Source organism: Mesorhizobium sp. W067 (assembly GCF_054719525.1).
This window is the reverse complement of sequence record NZ_JBTTII010000001.1, coordinates 1,013,337-1,030,780: the sequence shown is the minus strand read 5'-3', so window position 1 is coordinate 1,030,780 and position 17,444 is coordinate 1,013,337. Positions and strand designations below refer to the sequence as shown.

At 64.3% G+C, this 17,444-nt stretch carries 12 protein-coding genes; 5 read left to right on the top strand and 7 right to left on the bottom strand.

Going from position 1 to position 17,444, the window contains the following annotated elements; all coding sequences use genetic code 11:
- Window positions 1-79 precede the first annotated feature (79 nt).
- From ACYG97_RS05085 to ACYG97_RS05070, 4 genes are all read left to right on the top strand, one after another.
- The gene (locus tag ACYG97_RS05085; RefSeq protein WP_023734247.1) at window positions 80-4,168 is read left to right on the top strand and encodes a Pls/PosA family non-ribosomal peptide synthetase; all 4,089 of its coding nucleotides are present in this window, start codon (window positions 80-82) and stop codon (window positions 4,166-4,168) included.
- A complete protein-coding gene (locus ACYG97_RS05080) occupies window positions 4,168-4,626 on the top strand; it encodes a GNAT family N-acetyltransferase (RefSeq protein WP_031262320.1) in 459 nt (152 codons plus the stop codon). The genes ACYG97_RS05085 and ACYG97_RS05080 overlap by 1 nt, the downstream gene beginning before the upstream one ends.
- Window positions 4,623-5,291: a 4'-phosphopantetheinyl transferase family protein gene (locus ACYG97_RS05075; RefSeq protein WP_023734249.1), complete on the top strand. Its 669-nt coding sequence runs from the start codon at window positions 4,623-4,625 to the stop codon at window positions 5,289-5,291. The genes ACYG97_RS05080 and ACYG97_RS05075 overlap by 4 nt, the downstream gene beginning before the upstream one ends.
- 112 nt (window positions 5,292-5,403) lie before the next feature.
- A complete protein-coding gene (locus ACYG97_RS05070; protein WP_023715213.1) occupies window positions 5,404-5,940 on the top strand; it encodes a dihydrofolate reductase family protein in 537 nt (178 codons plus the stop codon).
- 167 nt (window positions 5,941-6,107) lie between these two features.
- On the opposite strand, the gene ACYG97_RS05065 is transcribed toward ACYG97_RS05070, so the two are convergent.
- The 5 genes from ACYG97_RS05065 to ACYG97_RS05045 all read right to left on the bottom strand — a co-directional run bounded on the left by ACYG97_RS05065 (window position 6,108) and on the right by ACYG97_RS05045 (window position 12,767).
- Window positions 6,108-6,968, bottom strand: a complete 861-nt coding sequence (locus ACYG97_RS05065; RefSeq protein WP_023694766.1) for a patatin-like phospholipase family protein — start codon at window positions 6,966-6,968, stop codon at window positions 6,108-6,110.
- Entirely contained in the window at window positions 6,965-8,341 is a 1,377-nt protein-coding gene (locus tag ACYG97_RS05060) for a M16 family metallopeptidase (protein ID WP_031262321.1), read from the bottom strand. The genes ACYG97_RS05065 and ACYG97_RS05060 overlap by 4 nt, the downstream gene beginning before the upstream one ends.
- A 188-nt stretch (window positions 8,342-8,529) precedes the next feature.
- A complete protein-coding gene (locus ACYG97_RS05055) occupies window positions 8,530-9,885 on the bottom strand; it encodes a M16 family metallopeptidase (protein ID WP_023715212.1) in 1,356 nt (451 codons plus the stop codon).
- Window positions 9,886-9,981: 96 nt separating this feature from the next.
- On the bottom strand, window positions 9,982-10,536 hold the full coding sequence (gene rsmD / locus ACYG97_RS05050; protein ID WP_023730465.1) for a 16S rRNA (guanine(966)-N(2))-methyltransferase RsmD: 555 nt from the start codon (window positions 10,534-10,536) through the stop codon (window positions 9,982-9,984).
- A gap of 47 nt (window positions 10,537-10,583) precedes the next feature.
- Window positions 10,584-12,767 carry a pseudouridine synthase gene (locus ACYG97_RS05045; RefSeq protein ID WP_023734251.1) on the bottom strand — a complete coding sequence of 728 codons (2,184 nt, stop codon included), beginning with the start codon at window positions 12,765-12,767 and terminating at the stop codon, window positions 10,584-10,586.
- Window positions 12,768-12,947: 180 nt separating this feature from the next.
- On the opposite strand from ACYG97_RS05045, the gene ACYG97_RS05040 reads away from it, so the two are divergent.
- The gene (locus ACYG97_RS05040) at window positions 12,948-13,400 is read left to right on the top strand and encodes a nucleoside deaminase (protein ID WP_023724815.1); all 453 of its coding nucleotides are present in this window, start codon (window positions 12,948-12,950) and stop codon (window positions 13,398-13,400) included.
- Window positions 13,401-13,428: 28 nt separating this feature from the next.
- Here ACYG97_RS05040 and ACYG97_RS05035 read toward each other — a convergent pair whose 3' ends face one another.
- Window positions 13,429-14,112 carry a hypothetical protein gene (locus ACYG97_RS05035; protein ID WP_023682973.1) on the bottom strand — a complete coding sequence of 228 codons (684 nt, stop codon included), beginning with the start codon at window positions 14,110-14,112 and terminating at the stop codon, window positions 13,429-13,431.
- A 201-nt stretch (window positions 14,113-14,313) separates the two neighbouring features.
- Window positions 14,314-17,295 carry an isoleucine--tRNA ligase gene (ileS, locus tag ACYG97_RS05030; RefSeq protein WP_023712763.1) on the bottom strand — a complete coding sequence of 994 codons (2,982 nt, stop codon included), beginning with the start codon at window positions 17,293-17,295 and terminating at the stop codon, window positions 14,314-14,316.
- Between the last annotated feature and the right edge of the window lie 149 nt (window positions 17,296-17,444).

Genomic DNA, 17,444 nt, shown 5'->3' with positions numbered 1-17,444 from the left:
CAAAATCGCAGCGGCGGCGCAGTGCCTCCTCCAGCGGCGGCACGAACAGCCGGGCGATGCCCGGCGAGGACGAGAAAGTATGGACATGGACTACGATATCGCCGAACTGGACAGCGACGCGGCAACACCGATCGGCGGCCTGCCAGGCATCGATGCGCTGGCACGGATCGCTCGCGGCCCGACAAGGAACGGCCAGGTCCTGACGGGCGCCGACTTTGCCCGGCAGCCGGGTGAGCGGCTCGATACGGTGTTCGAGCAGCTCGCCGTAACGTTTGCCGCACTGCCGGCGGTGATCTCCGAAGGGCGCGTGTGGACCTATCAGGAGCTGAACAGCCGCGCCAACCAGTTCGCCCGCATGCTGATCAAGCACGGCGTGCGGCCGGGCCACCGGGTCGGGCTCATTCTCGACCGATCGGCGGAAACCTATGTCGCGTTGCTGGCGGTGATGAAGGCGGGGGCTGCCTTCGTGCCGCTGGCCACCGCGTTTCCGCAGGAGCGGATGGCGCTGATCATCGAAGACGCCGCCGTCAGCATGATCGTCACCATCGCCGCCTATGCGTCGCGCGCCGGTCAACTGCCCGTTCCGCATGTGCTGATCGACAGCGCCGCCGCCGAGATTTCCGCGCAGTCGCCCGCGCCGCTGAAGCCGCAGGCGGCCGACGACATTTGCTACATCCTCTATACCTCGGGCACCACTGGCAAGCCCAAGGGCGTGGTCATCACGCACCAGAGCTTCGTCAATTTCATACACGTCGCGGCCGCCTCCTACGGCTACCGGCCGGGCGACCGGGCGTATCAGGGCATGACCATTGCCTTCGACTTTTCCTCCGAAGAGATCTGGGTGCCGTTCGTCGCCGGCGCGACGGTGGTGCCGGCACCTGGCCAGATGCCGCTGGTGGGCGAGGAACTGGCGGATTTCCTGCGCCTCCATGACATCACCTGCATGGCCTGCAGCCCGACATTGTTGTCATCGATGACATCGGACGTTCCCAGCCTGCGCACGCTTTTGGTGGGCGGCGAGGCCTGCCCGCACAATCTGGTGGTGCGCTGGTCGAAGCCGGGCCGGCAGATCCTCAACACCTACGGGCCGACCGAGGCGACCGTCACCGCAACGATGGGGGCGCTGACGCCGGACCGTCCCGTCACAATCGGCGCGCCGTTGCCGACTTACTCGATCGTCATTCTCGACGCTTCGCTGCCGCAACTTGCCGAGCCCGGTGAACTGGGCGAGATCGGCATTGCCGGCATCGGGCTCGCCGTCGGTTATCTGAACCGGCCGGACCTGACCGACCAGAAATTCATCGCCGATTTCGTCGGCCTGCCGAACAACCCGTCGCAGCGCATCTACCGCACCGGCGATCTTGGCCGGATCAACGATAGCGGCGAGATCGAGTATGCCGGGCGCATCGACACGCAGGTGAAGATTCGCGGATATCGCATCGAACTCGGCGAGATCGAGGCGGTGCTGCTCGACCAGCCCGAGATCGCCCAGGCCGCCGTGACCACCTGGGAGATCGAGCCCGGCCGCGTCGAACTCGTTGCCTATTACGCGCTTAAAACCGGCGTAGCGGCGGTTTCCCGTGCGGATCTCGCCCAGACGATGAAGCGGCGGCTGCCCGACTACATGGTGCCCGCCTATCTGGAGGAACTGCCTGCCATCCCGATGACCGTCTCCAACAAGGTAGACCTGCGCCAGCTGCCGAAGCCGACGAGCATCCGGCTTTCGGCCGATCGCACGATGGTGCCGCCCGCCAATGAGGACGAGCGTTTCCTGGCGGAAGCGCTGGCCACGGTGCTGAAATTCGACGCGGTGTCGGTCGAGGATCACTTCTTCGACGATCTCGGCGCCAACTCCTTGCTGATGGCGCATTTCTGCGCGCGCGTGCGCACCAGGAAGGAATGGGCGACGACGTCGATGCGCGACATCTATCTCTATCCCACAGTGGCGCGCCTGGCGCTGCATCTGGGGGTAGCGGAGGAGATGACGACGGCAACCAACGAGCCGGTCCTCACCCGCCGGGCCTCGAATTTCGCCTACTGGACCTGCGGCGCGGCGCAGCTTTCGTTCTACGGCCTCTACAGCTACGTGGCGCTCTGGGCGATCAATGACGGCCTCAACTGGATGTATGACGCGCTCGACGATCCGCTGCAGCTCTATATCCGGTGCGTGGCGCTCTCGGCCGCCGTGTTCTTCGGCATGTCGGGCTTTGCAGTCCTGGCGAAATGGGTGCTCATCGGCCGCTGGAAGGCCGAGGCGTTTCCGATCTGGGGCGTGCGCTACTTCCGCTTCTGGGTGGTCAAGACGTTGATCCGCACCGCACCCGTCGTGCTGTTCCGCGGCAGCCCGCTCTACAGCCTCTATCTGCAGCTGCTCGGCACCAAACTCGGGAAAAACGCCGTCATCGAATCAAAGTCCGTGCCCGTCTGCACGGATCTTATTTCCATCGGCGCCAACACCATCCTGCGCAAGGAATCGATGATCCTCGGCTTCAGGGCCCAGTCCGGTTATATCCACACCGGGCCGCTGACCATCGGCCGCGATGCCTTCGTCGGCGTCGGCTCCACGCTCGACATCGACACCAGCATCGGCAACGGCGCCCAGCTCGGCCATTCGTCCTCGCTGCATCGCGGGCAAAGCATTCCGGACGGCGAGCACTGGCATGGATCGCCGGCAGTGCCGACCACGGCGGACTATTGCAAGGTGCGCAATGTCAATCCTTACCAGGTCCGGCGCTTCCTCTATGAAGCGCTGCAGCTGATCGGCCTGTTTGGCCTCGTCACCCCGCTGCCGCTCCTGTTCCACAGCTACTGGGAATATGTCGGCGACGACTATCAGGAGACGATCGGCCTTGTCGCAATCGGCACCACGGTCACGCTTTTCGGCTATATCGCGGCGGCTTTCCTGGCAGCGACGCTGGTGCCGCGCCTGACGAGCCTGATCTTGAAGCCGGGCCGCACCTACACGCTTTACGGTTTCCGCTACTGGCTGCAGACCGTCGCCGAATTCGCCAGCAATTCCCGCGTGCTCGGGCTCCTGGCCGGCGACAGCTCGGCGATCGTGCACTACATGCGCGCCATCGGCTGGAACCTCAACAGAGTGGTGCAGACCGGTTCCAATTTCGGCTCCAACCAGCAGCACGAAAATCCGCTTCTGTGCGAGATCGGCACCGAGACCATGGTCTCGGACGGGCTGTTCATGATCAACATGCACAAATCCGCCTCGGCCTTCAGGCTCGAGCCGACGCGCATCGGCGAACGCAACTATCTCGGCAACAACATCTATTATCCCCCGGACGGCCGCACCGGCGACAACGTGCTGCTCGGCACCAAGGTGATGATCCCCATCGACGGGCCGGTGCGCCAGAATGTCGGCCTTCTCGGTTCGCCCGCCTTTGAAATCCCGCGCATGGTGAACCGCGACAAGGAGCTTATCGCCGGCGTCGACGAGGCCGACCGGCGCCGGCGCATCCCGCACAAGAACCGCCACAACCTGGTGACCATTCTTCTGTTCCTGGCAACGCAATGGGTCATGCTGTTCGTCACGCTGGCGATCTGGGACCGGGCGCTGAACTACTATACGGAATGGGCGGAGGTCGCCCTGTTCGCCGCCGTGCTTTTGACCTCGGCGATCACCATTCCGTTCTACATTCTGGTCGAGCGGGCAAGCCTTGGCTTTGGCCGGCTGAAGCCGCAGATGACGACGATCTACGACGTCGCCTTCTGGCGCCACGAACGCCACTGGAAGCTGGCGGATTCGCCCATCGTGCGCCTGTTTGCCGGCACGCCGTTCCGGCCGATGATCCTGCGCCTGCTCGGCGTCAAGGTCGGCAAGCGGGTCTATGACGGCGGCAGCAATTTGACCGAGCGTTCGCTGGTCGAGATCGGCGACGACGTCACGCTCAACGAGGGCTGCGTCATTCAGGCCCATTCGCTGGAAGAAGGCGCGTTCAAGTCCGATTTCATCCGCATCGGCGATGGCTGCACGCTCGGGCCTTCCGCCTTTGTCCACTACGGCGTCGTGATGGGCAAAGGCTCGATGGTCGATGCGGACTCCTTCGTGATGAAGGGCGAAGAGCTGGAGCCCAACTCGATCTGGCGGGGCAACCCGGCCAAGCTGCATCGCTTCGTCACGCCGGTGCCGGAGGATAGCGTCAAGGCAACGGCTTGATGGGCGCAGACATCCGCCTCGTTTCGGTGACTGCGGCCAACCGGGCCCTAGTCGCGGCCCTGCAACTGGCCGCGGATCAGATGGATTTTGTCGCCAGCAATGCGGAGTCGCTGGACGAAGCCGAAACCGACGGGGACGCACGGCCGCGCGTCGTCATGGCAGGGGATCGCGTCGTCGGTTTCCTGATGTATGAGGCGCCAGAGGACGACGACGAGGCGCGGATCTACCGCTTCATGATCGATCGCGTTCATCAGGGCCAAGGCTTCGGCAAGGCCGCTTTGCGCGAAGTGCTGGATGAAATCATGGGGCTCGGCCACATCAGCCACGTTTCGATCTGCTACGAACCTGGGAATGAAGCGGCACGCCGCCTCTATCGCGCTGCCGGTTTCGTCGAAGAGGGACTGGACGAGGACGGGGAAATGATCGCCGAACTCGCTCTGCCGGGCGGCCAGCCATGACACGGTCGCTCGATGCCGGCGCCAGCCTGTCGGCGCATCTGCTGGCGGCGATGGCCGCCATGGCACCGGCCGGCGTTCGGATCGGATGCCGCACGATCCGCGAAGGCGATGAGAACCATTTGCTGCCGCAGGAAGCACGCTCCATCCCGTCACGCCTGCCGCTGATGCGGCGGGCGAGTGGCGCGGCGCGGTGGATCGCGCACGAGTTGCTGGCGGATATGGGCTTGAACGACGTCGCTATCCTCCGCGGCTCCTCCGGCGCACCGGTATGGCCTCATGGAGTAACGGGGTCGCTGGCTCACGACGACGAGATAGCCGTAGCGGCCATCGCGCCGCTCTCCCACGTCGCCTCGCTCGGCATCGATATCGAGCCCGCTTTGCCCCTGCCCGACGACATCTTCGCGCTGGTTGCAGTCCCCGCTGACCGGATCGACGCAACCGACCCGTATCTTGCCGGTCGCATCCTTTTTGCCGCCAAGGAAGCTGTCTACAAGGCCGCCTACCCGCTTGATGGCGAAGTGCTGGGCTATGAGGACATCACCGTCGATCTCGACGCAAGCGACGCTGTGACGAAGACGGGCCGCAGAGCGAGACTGGTTTACTGCGTTGCTCCGTGTGTGGTCGTTCTGGCGTTTGTCGATGGTGTCCGAAGCGCCCCCCTTTAAGCGCGATGGGCTAGCGCCCGACAGCAACGCCTGCTCAACAAAGCGCTTTTTTTCGCAGAGCGGTCGCAAAAGGCTCACACGGTTCGTCCTTTGACAGAAGAAGGAGAGCGCCATGAGAAACCTTATTATCACCGAGTTCATCAGCATCGATGGCATCGCCGAGGTCGAGAAGCTGCCCAGCGTGACCTGGAACGATGAGATGCAAAGGTTCAAGGAGGACGAGCTTGCCGACAGCGGGGCCATGCTTCTGGGGCGCACGACCTACGAGATTTTTGCCGGCTCTTGGCCCAAGGAAACCGGAGACTTCGCCGACCGGTTCAATGCGCTGCCGAAATATGTCGCGTCGTCAAGCCCGAAGGCACTCGACTGGAAACCGGCCGAGTTGCTGAAGGGTGTGTTGCCGGAAGCGGTTCGGGCGCTGAAGCAAGGCAGCGGCGGCAACATCTATGTGCATGGCAGCCTGAGCGTCGCGCGGGAATTGCTGCGCCATGGTCTGGTCGATCGCGTCAGGCTGCTGAGCTACCCTGGCTCCGTCGGGGAGGGCAAGAAGCTGTTCCCGCCCGATATGCCGGTGGCGTTGGAGCCGATCTCGACCGTACAGTTCAGCAATGGCGTGGTGGCGCTGGAATATGCGGCTGGGAGGGTGTGAGACGCTGGTGGGTAATCTCCCCTTGAGGGGAGATGTCGCCGAAGGCGACAGAGGCGGTCGGTCCGTCCTGACGCAACCTCCTATCGACCGTAGGAGGTCGAGCTTCACGCGAGACGACCCCCTCTGGTCCGCCGGCCATCTCCCCCTCGAGGGGGGAGATCGGCAGCTCACCCTGCTTTCTTCCCCCGCTTGCCCTTGGCATGCGCCTCGACCACTCTTTCCACCTCGCGCTTCAGTTCGTCCTTGACCTCCTGCGTCTCGGCCAGCAGCGTGTCGATCTTCATGAAATCGAGCACGCGGTATTTTGACACTGGCGGGCGGATCAGTATGTCGGGGGGGCGCTGGTTCAGCTTGTGGGCGATGATCGACTGCATCATCAATTGCGTGGCGCCGTACATCAGATCGACGGTGGTCGGGTGCTTGCGCTCGGCCTCGCTCGGCGCACCGACGACGTCGATCGCGATGATGATGTCGGCGGCGTCTTCGATGAGGTCGAACGGCACCGGATTGTAGATGCCGCCGTCGATCAGCACGCGGTCGTCGCGCGTCACCGGGCGGAACACGGCGGGAATGGCAGCCGAGGCGGCGAGCGCCGAATGCAGGTCGCCCTCGTCGAAGACGGCCAGCTTGTGACCGAAATAGTCCGTCGCCGTCACCTTGAGCGGGATCATCAGCTCGGCGAAGGTTTCCGGGATGGCTTCCGGCAGGAACGCCTTCAAGATGCGCTCTATGTTGAACTGGCTGACGCGGATGCCGCCCTGCATCGCCTCGGCGATGGTGCCGGGACGCGAGCGCCACATGCGCGCCGCCACCTCGGCGCGGCGGCCGAGGATCGAGCGGGCGTAGTCCTCGATGTCCTTTCCGCTCATGCCCGAGGCCATGCCGGCGCCCATGATGGCGCCGATCGAGGAGCCGGCGATGGCCACGGGCTTGATGCCGAGCTCGTCCAGCGCCTCGACGATGTGGATATGGGCGAGGCCGCGCGCGCCGCCGCCGCCAAAGGCGATACCGAAAGTCGGACCTGTCATTTGGCCTCCAGCTTCGGCCCGATGCTCATGATCGCGGGCGCCGGCGTCAGCAGCTTCTTCGCCGCTGCCTTGACCTGATCGAGCGTCACGCCGTTGATGAGCGCCGCGCGGCGCTGCACGTAGTCGATGCCGAGATTGTCGAGCTGCAATTCCACCAGGGTCGCGGCAATGGCGCTGGAAGAATCCAGATTGCTGATAGCATAGGAGCCGACCATGTATTTCTTGGTCGCGTCCAGCTCGGCCTCGGTCGGCCCCTCCTGCGCCATCTTCTTGACCACCTCCTTGACGATGGCGAGCGTCTCGGCGGCGCGGTCGGAACGCGTCGCCGTGGTGATGATCAGCGCATTGGAATGCTGGTGGTCGACCAGGTTGGAATCGACGGAGTAGGCCAAGCCGCGCTTTTCCCGCACCTCGTCATAGAGGCGCGAGGTGAAGGTGCCGCCGCCGAGAATCTGGTTCATCAGCACCGCGGGGAAGAAATCCGGCGCATCGCGCTTCACACCGGGGTAGGCAAACTGCAGCGAGGTCTGCGGCAGGTCGTAGTCGACCTCGAGCTGCTGGCCGAGCTTCAGCTCGGTATCGGCAACCGGTAGCAGCACCTGCTTTTCCGGCAGATCGCCGAAGACCTCATCGAGCTTCCGTTTCAGCGTCGCGGCATCTATGTCGCCGACCACCGCAACATGCAGGCCGCTGCGGGCGAAATTGGCCTTGTGGAAGGCAGCCAGATCCGCTGCCGTGATGGTGGCGATGCTGTCCTTGGTGCCCTGGTCGGGCCTGGAATACGGATGGTCGCCATAGATGGCGCGCAGCCATTTGGTTTGCGCGACGGTGTTGGGGTCACGCTCATTGGCGATGATGCCGGACAGGATCTGGGCGCGGATACGGTCGATCGGCGCCTGGTCGAAGCGCGGGCTGGTGACCGCCAGCCTGAGCAGGTCGAAGGCCGCATCCTTCTGCTCGGCCAGCATCCGCATCGCGCCATAGGTGCCGTCGCGCGCCGCTTCGAAGCCCATTTCGGCGCCGGCATCGTCAAGCTTGATCTGGAAGGCCTCGCTGTCGAGGTCGCCGGCGCCCTCGTCGAATAGGCCGGTCATCAGATTGACCAGCCCTTCCCGCCCCGCCGGATCCTGCGTCGAGCCGCCATCGAAGACGAAGCGGATGGCGACGATCGGAATGGAGTGGTCCTCGACCAGCCAGGCGTTGACGCCTTTCGATGAGGTCACCGGCTGAATGTCCATCGCGTGCGCGGCAAGCGCCGGCAGGATGAGGAAGAAGATGCCGAGGAACAGTGTGGCGAAGACGTGGAGAACCGCGATGCGCCTATGAGTAATCGCATCAGGCCATTGATCACCAAGGTCAGCTCCGCCCCTCATCGCGCTGCCGGGCACTTCTCCCCGTATAGTGACGGGGAGAAGGGGTCTCGCCGCGACGCTGGCGCTCTTCTTACGACGCTGATGGTTGGCGAAATCGACGATGACAGCGCCCCTCTCCCCGTCACTATAGGGGGAGAGGATGCCGGCAGGCAGGTGAGGGGCAGCGCTAACGCTCAATCTCGTCATCATCAATTCCCCGCCTGTTGCTGCGGCAAGAGATAGCCGGTCGTCGTACGGTCGAGCAGCAGATAGCGTGCGGCGACCGCCTTGATCTCATCGGCGGTGACCTTGCGAATGCGGTCCGGCCATTCCTCGATATCCCTGACGTTGCCGCCGGTGGCGAGCTCGGCGCCGTAGAGATTGGCCATCTCGTCCTGCTTGTCGCGGGCGAAGATCATGGCCCTGATATAGCGGGCCTTGGCCTTCTCCAGCTCGTCCGCGGTGACGCCGTCCTTGACGATGCGGGCGATCTCGGCGTCGACGGCCGCCTCGACGTCGCTCAGCTTGGCGTCGCCGCGCGGCGCGCCATAGACGGTGAAATTGGTGGCGTCGAGCATCGTACCCTGGAAGAAGGCGCCGGTCGCCGATGCGATGCCTTGCTTGACCACGAGTTGCTGGTAGAGCCTGCTGCGGCTGCCGCCGCCAAGGATCTCTCCCAGCAGGTCGAGCGCCTCGGCCTCGCCGGGTTTTGCCGTGTGGTAGGACGGAACCACCCATTGCGTCGAAAAGCTCGGCACCGAAACGCGCCCATCGGTGAGCGTCACCGTGCGCTTGGTGTTCTGCTCCGGCTCGACCGGGCGGATGCGCGGGGGCAGGTCGGGACCGCGCGCGACCTTGCCATAGGTTTTTTCGGCCAGCGCCTTCACGACCTCCGGCTCGACATCGCCGGCCACGATCAGCACCGCATTATTGGGGCGGTAGTATTTGTCATAGAAGGCAACCGCATCGGTGCGGTTCAACTGCTCCATCTCCTGCATCCAGCCGATCACCGGAATGCGGTAGGGCTGGTTCTGCCAGAGCGTCGCGTCGACCTCTTCGTCGAGCACCGCCTGCGGATTGCTGTCGATGCGCGAGCGGCGCTCTTCCAGGATCACGTCGCGCTCGGTCTTGATGACCTCGTCGGTCAAGATGAGGTTGCGCATGCGATCGGCCTCGAAGCTCATCATCTCACCAAGTGCCGAGGGCGCCACCGTCTCGTGGAAGGCAGTGTAGTCATATGAGGTGAAGGCGTTGTTGGAGCCGCCGATGGCCGATATGGCGCGGTCGAACTCGCCCGCGGCGTGGTTGGTCGTGGCCTTGAACATCAGGTGTTCGAAGAAGTGCGCTATGCCGGACTTGCCTGGGGGCTCGTCGGCGCTGCCGATCTTGTACCACACCATATGGGTGACGATGGGGGCGCGATGATCGGGAATGACCACCACCTCCATGCCATTGTCGAGCAGGAAGTTGGCCACCTTGCCATCATCCGCGGCCAGGGCGGGGCCGGCCATGGTCAGCGCGGTGGCGAGCAAGGCTCTCCGCAGCCATTCAGTATGAAATGTCATTGATGGCTCCGGTTGTTATCGCGCGACGATAGGCAAGGTTAGCCGGGGAGGCAAAGTGAATTGTGCGTCATTTTGAAGGCGCCGATCGCCCCACCCTTACGCAAGCTCGACGAACCGGATCACCGTCTCGCCGTAGTTTCGTTCATCAAGCACCGAGAATTCCGGCCCAATCTCGAAGGGCGCCGAGGCGGCTTCCTCGACCACGCACAGCGCGCCTGGCAGCAGCCAGCCGCCATCCCTGGCCGAGCGCAGGGCGCGCTCGCCAAGGCCCTTGCCATAGGGCGGATCGGCGAAGACCAGGCCGAATGCCGCAAGCGTACCGGCCTCACCCAGGGCGGTCGCGTCGCGGCGGAAGATCTTGGTGCGGCCGGTAAGGCCAAAAGCTTCGACATTGGTGCGGATCAGGCCGCGCCCTTCGGCCGATTCTTCGATAAAGACGCCATAGGAAGCGCCGCGCGACAGCGCTTCGAGGCCGAGAGCGCCGGTGCCGGCGAAAAGGTCGAGCACACGCGCGCCGTCGAGCTTGTCGGCAAAGCGGTGCGCCAACACGTTGAAGACGGCCTCGCGGGCGCGGTCGGTCGTCGGGCGGATGGCATGGTCGCGCGGCGTCGCCAGCGGACGCCCGCGAAATTGGCCGCCGACGATTCTCATTTATGCCCGGGTCTCATTTAAGGCCGGATCTCATTTAAGTCCCGGCATCATCTGGTCCTCGGGCCCTTGGGACCGTTGCGTGGCCGCTCGCCGCCCCGACCGCCATCCGGACGCTCGCCACCCGGCTTGCCGAACGGCTTGGCTCCGCCCGGCTTGCCATAGGACGGCTTGCCATAGGACGGCTTGAACGACGCCTTGCGCGCCTTGGCCTCGGCCGCCTTGGCGGCATCGGCTTCCGCCCTGCCCTTGCCGATCGGACGCGCGCCCGGCGCCATCCAGACATTAGCCTTGCGCTGGCCCGGCGGATCGATCGGCCGCTGCTCGCGCTCGGGCTTCTTGCCGCCGCGCGGTTTGTCACCAAAGGCGCCGCGCGGCTTGTCGCCGAAGCCCCCACGGGGCTTGTCGCCAAAATCGCCGCGCGGCTTTTCGCGAAACTCGCTGCGCGGCTTGTCCGAAAACTCGCTGCGCTCGGGTCTCGGGCCGCGTTCGCCAAAGCTCTTTTCCGGCCTCGCGCCCCTTTCGGGACTGGTCGACAGCTTGCCGAGCGCTTCGTCGCGGCTGCCTTCGCGGCGCTTGCGGTTCTTGATCAGACCGCCCTCGCCGATCGGCCGATGGTCGCCCTCGCGGGTGACTTTCGGCCGTTCCGGCTCCGCGTCACGCTCTCGCCGCACCGGCTGGTTGGAAAACGGCTTGATGATCTCGGCGTCGAAATTGGCGCCGGATTCCTCGACCAGCCGCTCGCCGAGCTGGTCGCGCAAGACGCGGCCCTTGATCTCCAGCACATGGCCTTCGGCGAGATCGTCGAGCTGGAACGGTCCGTAGGAGATACGGATCAGCCGCGTCACGTCGAGGCCGAGCGATCCAAGGATGTTCTTCACTTCGCGGTTCTTGCCTTCGCGCAGGCCGATCGTCAGCCAGGCGTTGGTGCCTTGTTCACGATCGAGCGTCGCCTCGATGGCGCCGTAGAAGACGCCGTCGACGGCAATGCCTTCACGCAGGCCTGCGAGCATGCTTTCCTCGACCTTGCCATGAACGCGCACGCGGTAACGGCGCAGCCAGCCAGTGGCAGGCAGTTCGAGCACGCGCGACAGACCGCCATCGTTGGTGAGCAGCAGCAGGCCTTCGGTGTTGATGTCGAGGCGGCCGATGGTCATCAGCCGTGGCAATTCGGCCGGCAGCACGTCGAACACGGTCTTGCGGCCCTCGGGGTCGCGGTTGGTGGTAACGACGCCGGCAGGCTTGTGAAACAGGAACAGGCGGGTGCGCTCGATCGGCGGGATCTCCATGCCGTCGAGATGGATGATGTCGCCCGGCATGACGTTGAAGGCCGGCGAGGTCAAAGCCCGGTTGTTGACCTTGACACGGCCCGCCGCGATCAGGTCTTCGGCGTCGCGGCGCGACGCCAGGCCGGCGCGGGCCAACCGCTTGGCGATACGCTCGCCGGCTTCTTCCGCATCTGCCGGACGCGGGCGCGGCTTGAAGGCGCCGCCAGATGCTTGCGGCCGGTCACCACCGAAATCGCGCTTGGGGCGATCGCTGAAGTCACGCTTGGGACGATCTCCGGCGTCGCGCTGCGGGCGATCGCCAAAATCGCGCTTTGGCCGGTCAAAACGCTTTTCGCCCTCGGCGGAAGCAGGCCGATCGCCACGCGGTGCGTAGGGCTTGCGAGGCCCTTCACGCTTTTCGAAAGGCTTGCCTTCGGGACGCGGCCCCTTGCTGAACGGCCGATCGCCGCCCTTGAAATCGCGCTTTGGCCGCTCGCCATCGGCCGCAACCGGCCGATCGCCGCGCGGTGCATAAGGCTTGCGCGGCCCCTCGCGCTTTTCATACGGCTTGCGTTCACCCTCGGCCGCCATAGGGCGATCCCCACGCGGCGCATAGGGTTTGCGCGGCCCTTCGCGCTTTTCATACGGCTTGCGCTCGCCTTCGGCTGCCATCGGCCGGTCACCGCGTGGTGCATATGGCTTGCGCGGTCCCTCGCGCTTTTCGAAGGGCTTGCCTTCGGAACGCGGACCTTTGCTGAATGGCCGGTCGCCACTTTTGAAATCGCGCTTGGGCCGCTCGCCCTCAGCCGCTGCGGGCCGGGCGCCTCGCGGTGAATAGGGTTTCTTGGCCCCGAAGGAGGGTTTGCCGCTTTTGCCGGCGGCGCCATCGCGGCGCGGCCCCGCGGCTCCAGGGCCGCTTTTGCCCGGGCCTTTGTGGCGCGGAGATTTCTTGTCGTTGTCGTCCATGTGGCCTTTGCCTTGTTGCGCTGCTACAGCGTGGCGCATCCTTTCGGACGCGCAAAGGACGCTATAGCACTTTGATTTGGCGCATGATCATTTCCGAAAATCTGTTCCGATATTCGGGTTGACGCGCTCCATAACAGGATCACCGCCAAGTGGCGAGGAGATAATCGGAATGGAAACCGCGTGAAGCGGCCGGATTTCATGGCGCTGGCGCTGAAAGAGGCGCAAGCCGCCGCCTTGCGTGGAGAAGTTCCAGTTGGCGCCGTCATCGCCAGCGGCGACACGGTGGTGGCATCCGCCGGTAACCGCACCCGCGAACTTGCCGATCCGACGGCGCATGCCGAAATGCTGGCCATCCGCGCGGCCTGCCAAACGCTCTCCAGGGAGCGGCTGACCGGCCACGACCTCTATGTGACGCTGGAACCCTGCGCCATGTGCGCAGGCGCCATTTCCTTCGCCAGGCTGCGCCGGCTCTATTTCGGCGCGGCCGACGAGAAGGGCGGCGCGGTGGTCAACGGCGTGCGCTTCTTCGCCTCGCCGACCTGCCACCATACGCCCGACATCTATCCGGGCATGGCCGAGGCCGACGCGGCGCTGCTGCTCAGGGAATTCTTTCGGGAAAGACGCGAAACGTAGAGCCTTCAGCTACCGAAGGCGACGGTTCCTACCAGGAGGGCAGCCAGTCGAAGAGCCCGCCGCTCTTGCCCTTGGCGGCCGCTTCCTTCTTGAGGCGGCGTTCCTTCTTGTATTCATCCTCGCCGAGTTCGCCCTGCGGCGCCGTGTCGGAGGCAGCTCGATAGGCCAGAGGCGGCTCGCTCAGATATCTGCGAGTGTTGGGGTCGCCCTGCTTTTGCTCTGCGGTGCGGCGCTGGATCTCGGCGGCGCGGCCCTTGTCTGAATCCTTCGGCGACCAGGCCGGCGGGTGGCTGGAGCCCGAATCCGCCAGCGCCTTCTTCACGGAAGCCGGATCGGTCTGCACGTCATCGACGATCCCCGACTGATAGGACGGGTCGTCCTGGTGGGCAGTGGCGTCGGCACGCAGGCGGGCGCGGCGCTGCTCGGGCGATTCGGGCCAATCGGTGCTCGCCGTCTCGATGCTTTCCTGCGGCGGCGGCAGCACTTCCTTCTGCCCCGGCGCCGGCTTTACCAGCTCCGGACGCGGCCTGTAGTCGATCTGTTCCTTGTGCTTGGGCGTGATCGCGAAGGCGCCGGAAAGGTCTCCGGCAAGCTGCTCGCCAGCCGTCTTGTCGGTGCCGTAGGTAGGCGAGCCCATGCAACCGGACAGAGCGAGGCCGGACGCGACAAGCGGCGCCAGCAGCGCAACGCGCACGGAAGTTCTGTCGATCATGCCAAAAAGTCCCACTCTAGACAGCCTCTCGATCGTCACCGGCCAAAGGCCCGGTCCCCATCGTCCACGCTCTTGCGACGGAATTCCGGCGACAATTTGTCTTCCGGAGTTTCGCGTGTTTATCTCAACCACTCGTTAAGGGCAACGCGCGGGCGGTTTTCGCCCACGCGGCGTGGCATTTGTGCACCGGCTTATGAGCAGTCACAAACGTCCCAGAGCCTTGAGTTCATGCAGGACGGCGGCATCGCGGGCAGACACGTCGGGGAATTCCACGTCCTGCCCGACATCGGCGGTATAGCGCCACGAACGCGCGCATTTGACCAAGCCGCGGTCCTCGGCTTTTTCGACCACCACCGCGACACCCTTGACGTCGTCGAGCGCAAAGGCGCCTTCCGGCGCCTTGCCATGGGCGATGACGAGATCGCTGGTGATCGCCATTTCGGCCATGTCGACATCGGCGATCGCGGCTTCAAGCGCGGCATCGTCGAGGGTCACGACCGGCACGGCTTCCAGCGAGGCACCGATGACCTTCTGAGCGCGTGCGATCTCGAGCGCGCCGGTGACGACACGGCGAACCTGCCGCACCTTGCGCCATTTTTCCGCCAGCGCCTCGTTCTTCCAGTCGGCCGGAATCTCGGGGAACTGGTCGAGATGCAGCGAGACAGCATCCGGATGACGGTCGAGCCAGGCTTCTTCCGTAGTGAAGGGCAGCATCGGGGCCAGCCATTTCACCAGGCAGTCGAAGAGGTGGCGCACCACTTGCACCGAGCCCTTGCGCTTCACGCTGGCGGGCCCCTCGCAATAGAGCGCGTCCTTCCTGATGTCGAAATAGAAGGCCGACAGCTCGACCACCATAAAGTCCAGCAAAGTGCGGGTGATGCGTTTGAACTCGAACGCGTCGTAGCCCGAGCGCACGACCTCATCGAGCTCGGCCAGCCGATGCAGCATCAGCCGCTCCAGCTCCGGCATCTTTTCGAGCGGCACTTCCTCGCCATCGTCATGGGCGAGCGTGCCCAGCATCCAGCGGATGGTGTTCCTGAGCTTGCGATAGGCATCGATGTTGGTCTGCAGCACGTTCTTGCCGAGACGCTGGTCTTCCCAATAGTCGGTCGTCACCACCCATAGCCGCAGAATGTCGGCGCCGGACTGCTTGATGACGTCCTGCGGCACGACGGTGTTGCCGAGCGATTTCGACATCTTGCGCCCCTCCTCATCCATGGTGAAGCCATGGGTGACGACGGTGTCGTAAGGTGCCCTGCCCCTGGTGCCGCAGCTTTCGAGCAGCGAGGAGTGGAACCAGCCGCGATGCTGGTCGGAGCCTTCGAGATAGACGTCGGCCGGCCATTTCAGGTCCGGACGGTCTTCCAGCGTGAAGACATGCGTCGAGCCCGAATCGAACCAGACGTCGAGGATGTCCATCACCTGCTTCCATTTAGAGGCATCGTGATTGCCGAGGAAACGCTCCTTGGCGCCGGCAGCGAACCAGGCGTCGGCGCCTTCCTTCTCGAATGCGTCCATGATGCGCTGGTTGACGGATTCGTCCTTCAGCACATTGCCGTCCTCGTCGGCAAAGACGGCGATCGGCACGCCCCAGGCGCGCTGGCGCGACAAGACCCAATCCGGGCGCTCCTCGATCATGGCGCGGATGCGGTTCTGGCCGGCCGCCGGCACGAAGCGTGTGTCGTCGATCGCCTTCAGCGCACGGCTGCGCAGCGTCGTGCCGTCGCCGAGGTCCTTGTCCATATAGACGAACCATTGCGGCGTGTTGCGGAAGATGATCGGCTTCTTCGACCGCCACGAGTGCGGATAGCTGTGCTTCAGCCGGCCGCGCGCGAACAGCGCGTTGCGCTTGATCAGTTCGTCGATGACCGCCTGGTTGGCATTGCCCTTCTTGCCGTTGTCGTCGATGACGCGCGCCGCCCCGCCTTCGCGATCCGGGCCAAAACCCGGCGCGTCCCTGGTGAAGAAGCCGGCATCATCTACAGTGAAGGGGATGGCAGGGTCGATGCCACGTGCGCGCAAATCCGATGCCGCATCCATCCAGGCATCAAAGTCCTCGCGGCCATGGCCGGGCGCGGTGTGGACGAAGCCGGTGCCGGCGTCGTCGGTGACATGCTCGCCGGCCAGCATCGGCACGGCGAATTCGTAGCCGCCGCCGAGACCTTTGAAGGGATGTGAAAGTGTAAGGCTTCCAAGCTCTTCGACCGAAACGCTGCGAAGCCGATTCAAGGTGACCTTGGCCTTGGCCGAGGAGTCTTCGGCAAGCGCATCTGCAAAGATCAGCTTTTCACCGGGCTGTGGACCGAACGAATTTTCGGCTGCGGTAACTTCATAAAGGCCGTAGCCGATCCGTGACGAATAATTGACGGCACGGTTGCCGGGGATCGTCCACGGGGTTGTCGTCCAGATGACGACGTGGGCGTTGTCCAAAAGTGCAACGCTTTCCGGAACGCGCATGGACGGTGCAGCGTCTGATACAAAGTGCTCAACGCTCCAAAATCCTGACACAACTGGAAACTTCACCCAGATCGTGTCGCTCTCATAATCATGGTATTCGATCTCGGCCTCGGCCAGTGCGGTGCGCTCGACGACGCTCCACATTACCGGCTTGGAGCCGCGATAGAGCTGGCCCGACATGGCGAACTTCAACAACTCCCCGGCGATGCGCGACTCCGAGTGGAAAGCCATCGTCGTATAGGGGTTCTTGAAGTCGCCGACGACGCCGAGCCGCTGGAACTCGCCACCCTGCACCGTGATCCAGTTCGCGGCGAAGTCGCGGCATTCCTTGCGAAACTCGTTGACCGGCACCTCGTCCTTGTTCTTGCCCTTGGCGCGGTACTGTTCCTCGATCTTCCATTCGATCGGCAGGCCGTGGCAGTCCCAGCCGGGCACGTAATTGGAGTCATAGCCGCGCATCTGGAACGAGCGGGTGATGACGTCCTTAAGGATCTTGTTCAGCGCGTGGCCGATATGGATGTTGCCGTTGGCGTAGGGCGGGCCGTCATGCAGCACGTATTTTTCGCGGCCGGCGGCCGCCTCGCGCAGCTTGGCGTAAAGGTCCATATCCTGCCAGCGCTTGACCAGCAGCGGCTCTTTTTCAGGCAAGCCGGCGCGCATCGGGAAATCCGTCTGCGGCAGGTAAAGCGTCTTGGAATAGTCGATCGTTTCAACAGTGTCGGTCATTGGTCTGCCATGTGCATTGCCCGGCGGGCGTAAAAGCTCGGGCGTGAACTATCATGATTTGGAAAAAGCGCGAGGGCGCGCGCAAAACTCCCGGCGGCTCCGGCGGCGCTCAGGCCGCCCGGAACACCGGGCCTGTAATTCGTATCGTC

Bases quoted from the DNA above. Each gene is read 5' to 3' on its own strand.
- ACYG97_RS05085 (WP_023734247.1), top strand. From the start codon at position 80: ATGGACATGGACTACGATATCGCCGAACTGGACAGCGACGCGGCAACA.
- ACYG97_RS05080 (WP_031262320.1), top strand. From the start codon at position 4,168: ATGGGCGCAGACATCCGCCTCGTTTCGGTGACTGCGGCCAACCGGGCC.
- ACYG97_RS05075 (WP_023734249.1), top strand. From the start codon at position 4,623: ATGACACGGTCGCTCGATGCCGGCGCCAGCCTGTCGGCGCATCTGCTG.
- ACYG97_RS05070 (WP_023715213.1), top strand. From the start codon at position 5,404: ATGAGAAACCTTATTATCACCGAGTTCATCAGCATCGATGGCATCGCC.
- ACYG97_RS05065 (WP_023694766.1), bottom strand. From the start codon at position 6,968: ATGACAGGTCCGACTTTCGGTATCGCCTTTGGCGGCGGCGGCGCGCGC.
- ACYG97_RS05060 (WP_031262321.1), bottom strand. From the start codon at position 8,341: ATGAGGGGCGGAGCTGACCTTGGTGATCAATGGCCTGATGCGATTACT.
- ACYG97_RS05055 (WP_023715212.1), bottom strand. From the start codon at position 9,885: ATGACATTTCATACTGAATGGCTGCGGAGAGCCTTGCTCGCCACCGCG.
- rsmD (WP_023730465.1), bottom strand. From the start codon at position 10,536: ATGAGAATCGTCGGCGGCCAATTTCGCGGGCGTCCGCTGGCGACGCCG.
- ACYG97_RS05045 (WP_023734251.1), bottom strand. From the start codon at position 12,767: ATGGACGACAACGACAAGAAATCTCCGCGCCACAAAGGCCCGGGCAAA.
- ACYG97_RS05035 (WP_023682973.1), bottom strand. From the start codon at position 14,112: ATGATCGACAGAACTTCCGTGCGCGTTGCGCTGCTGGCGCCGCTTGTC.
- ileS (WP_023712763.1), bottom strand. From the start codon at position 17,295: ATGACCGACACTGTTGAAACGATCGACTATTCCAAGACGCTTTACCTG.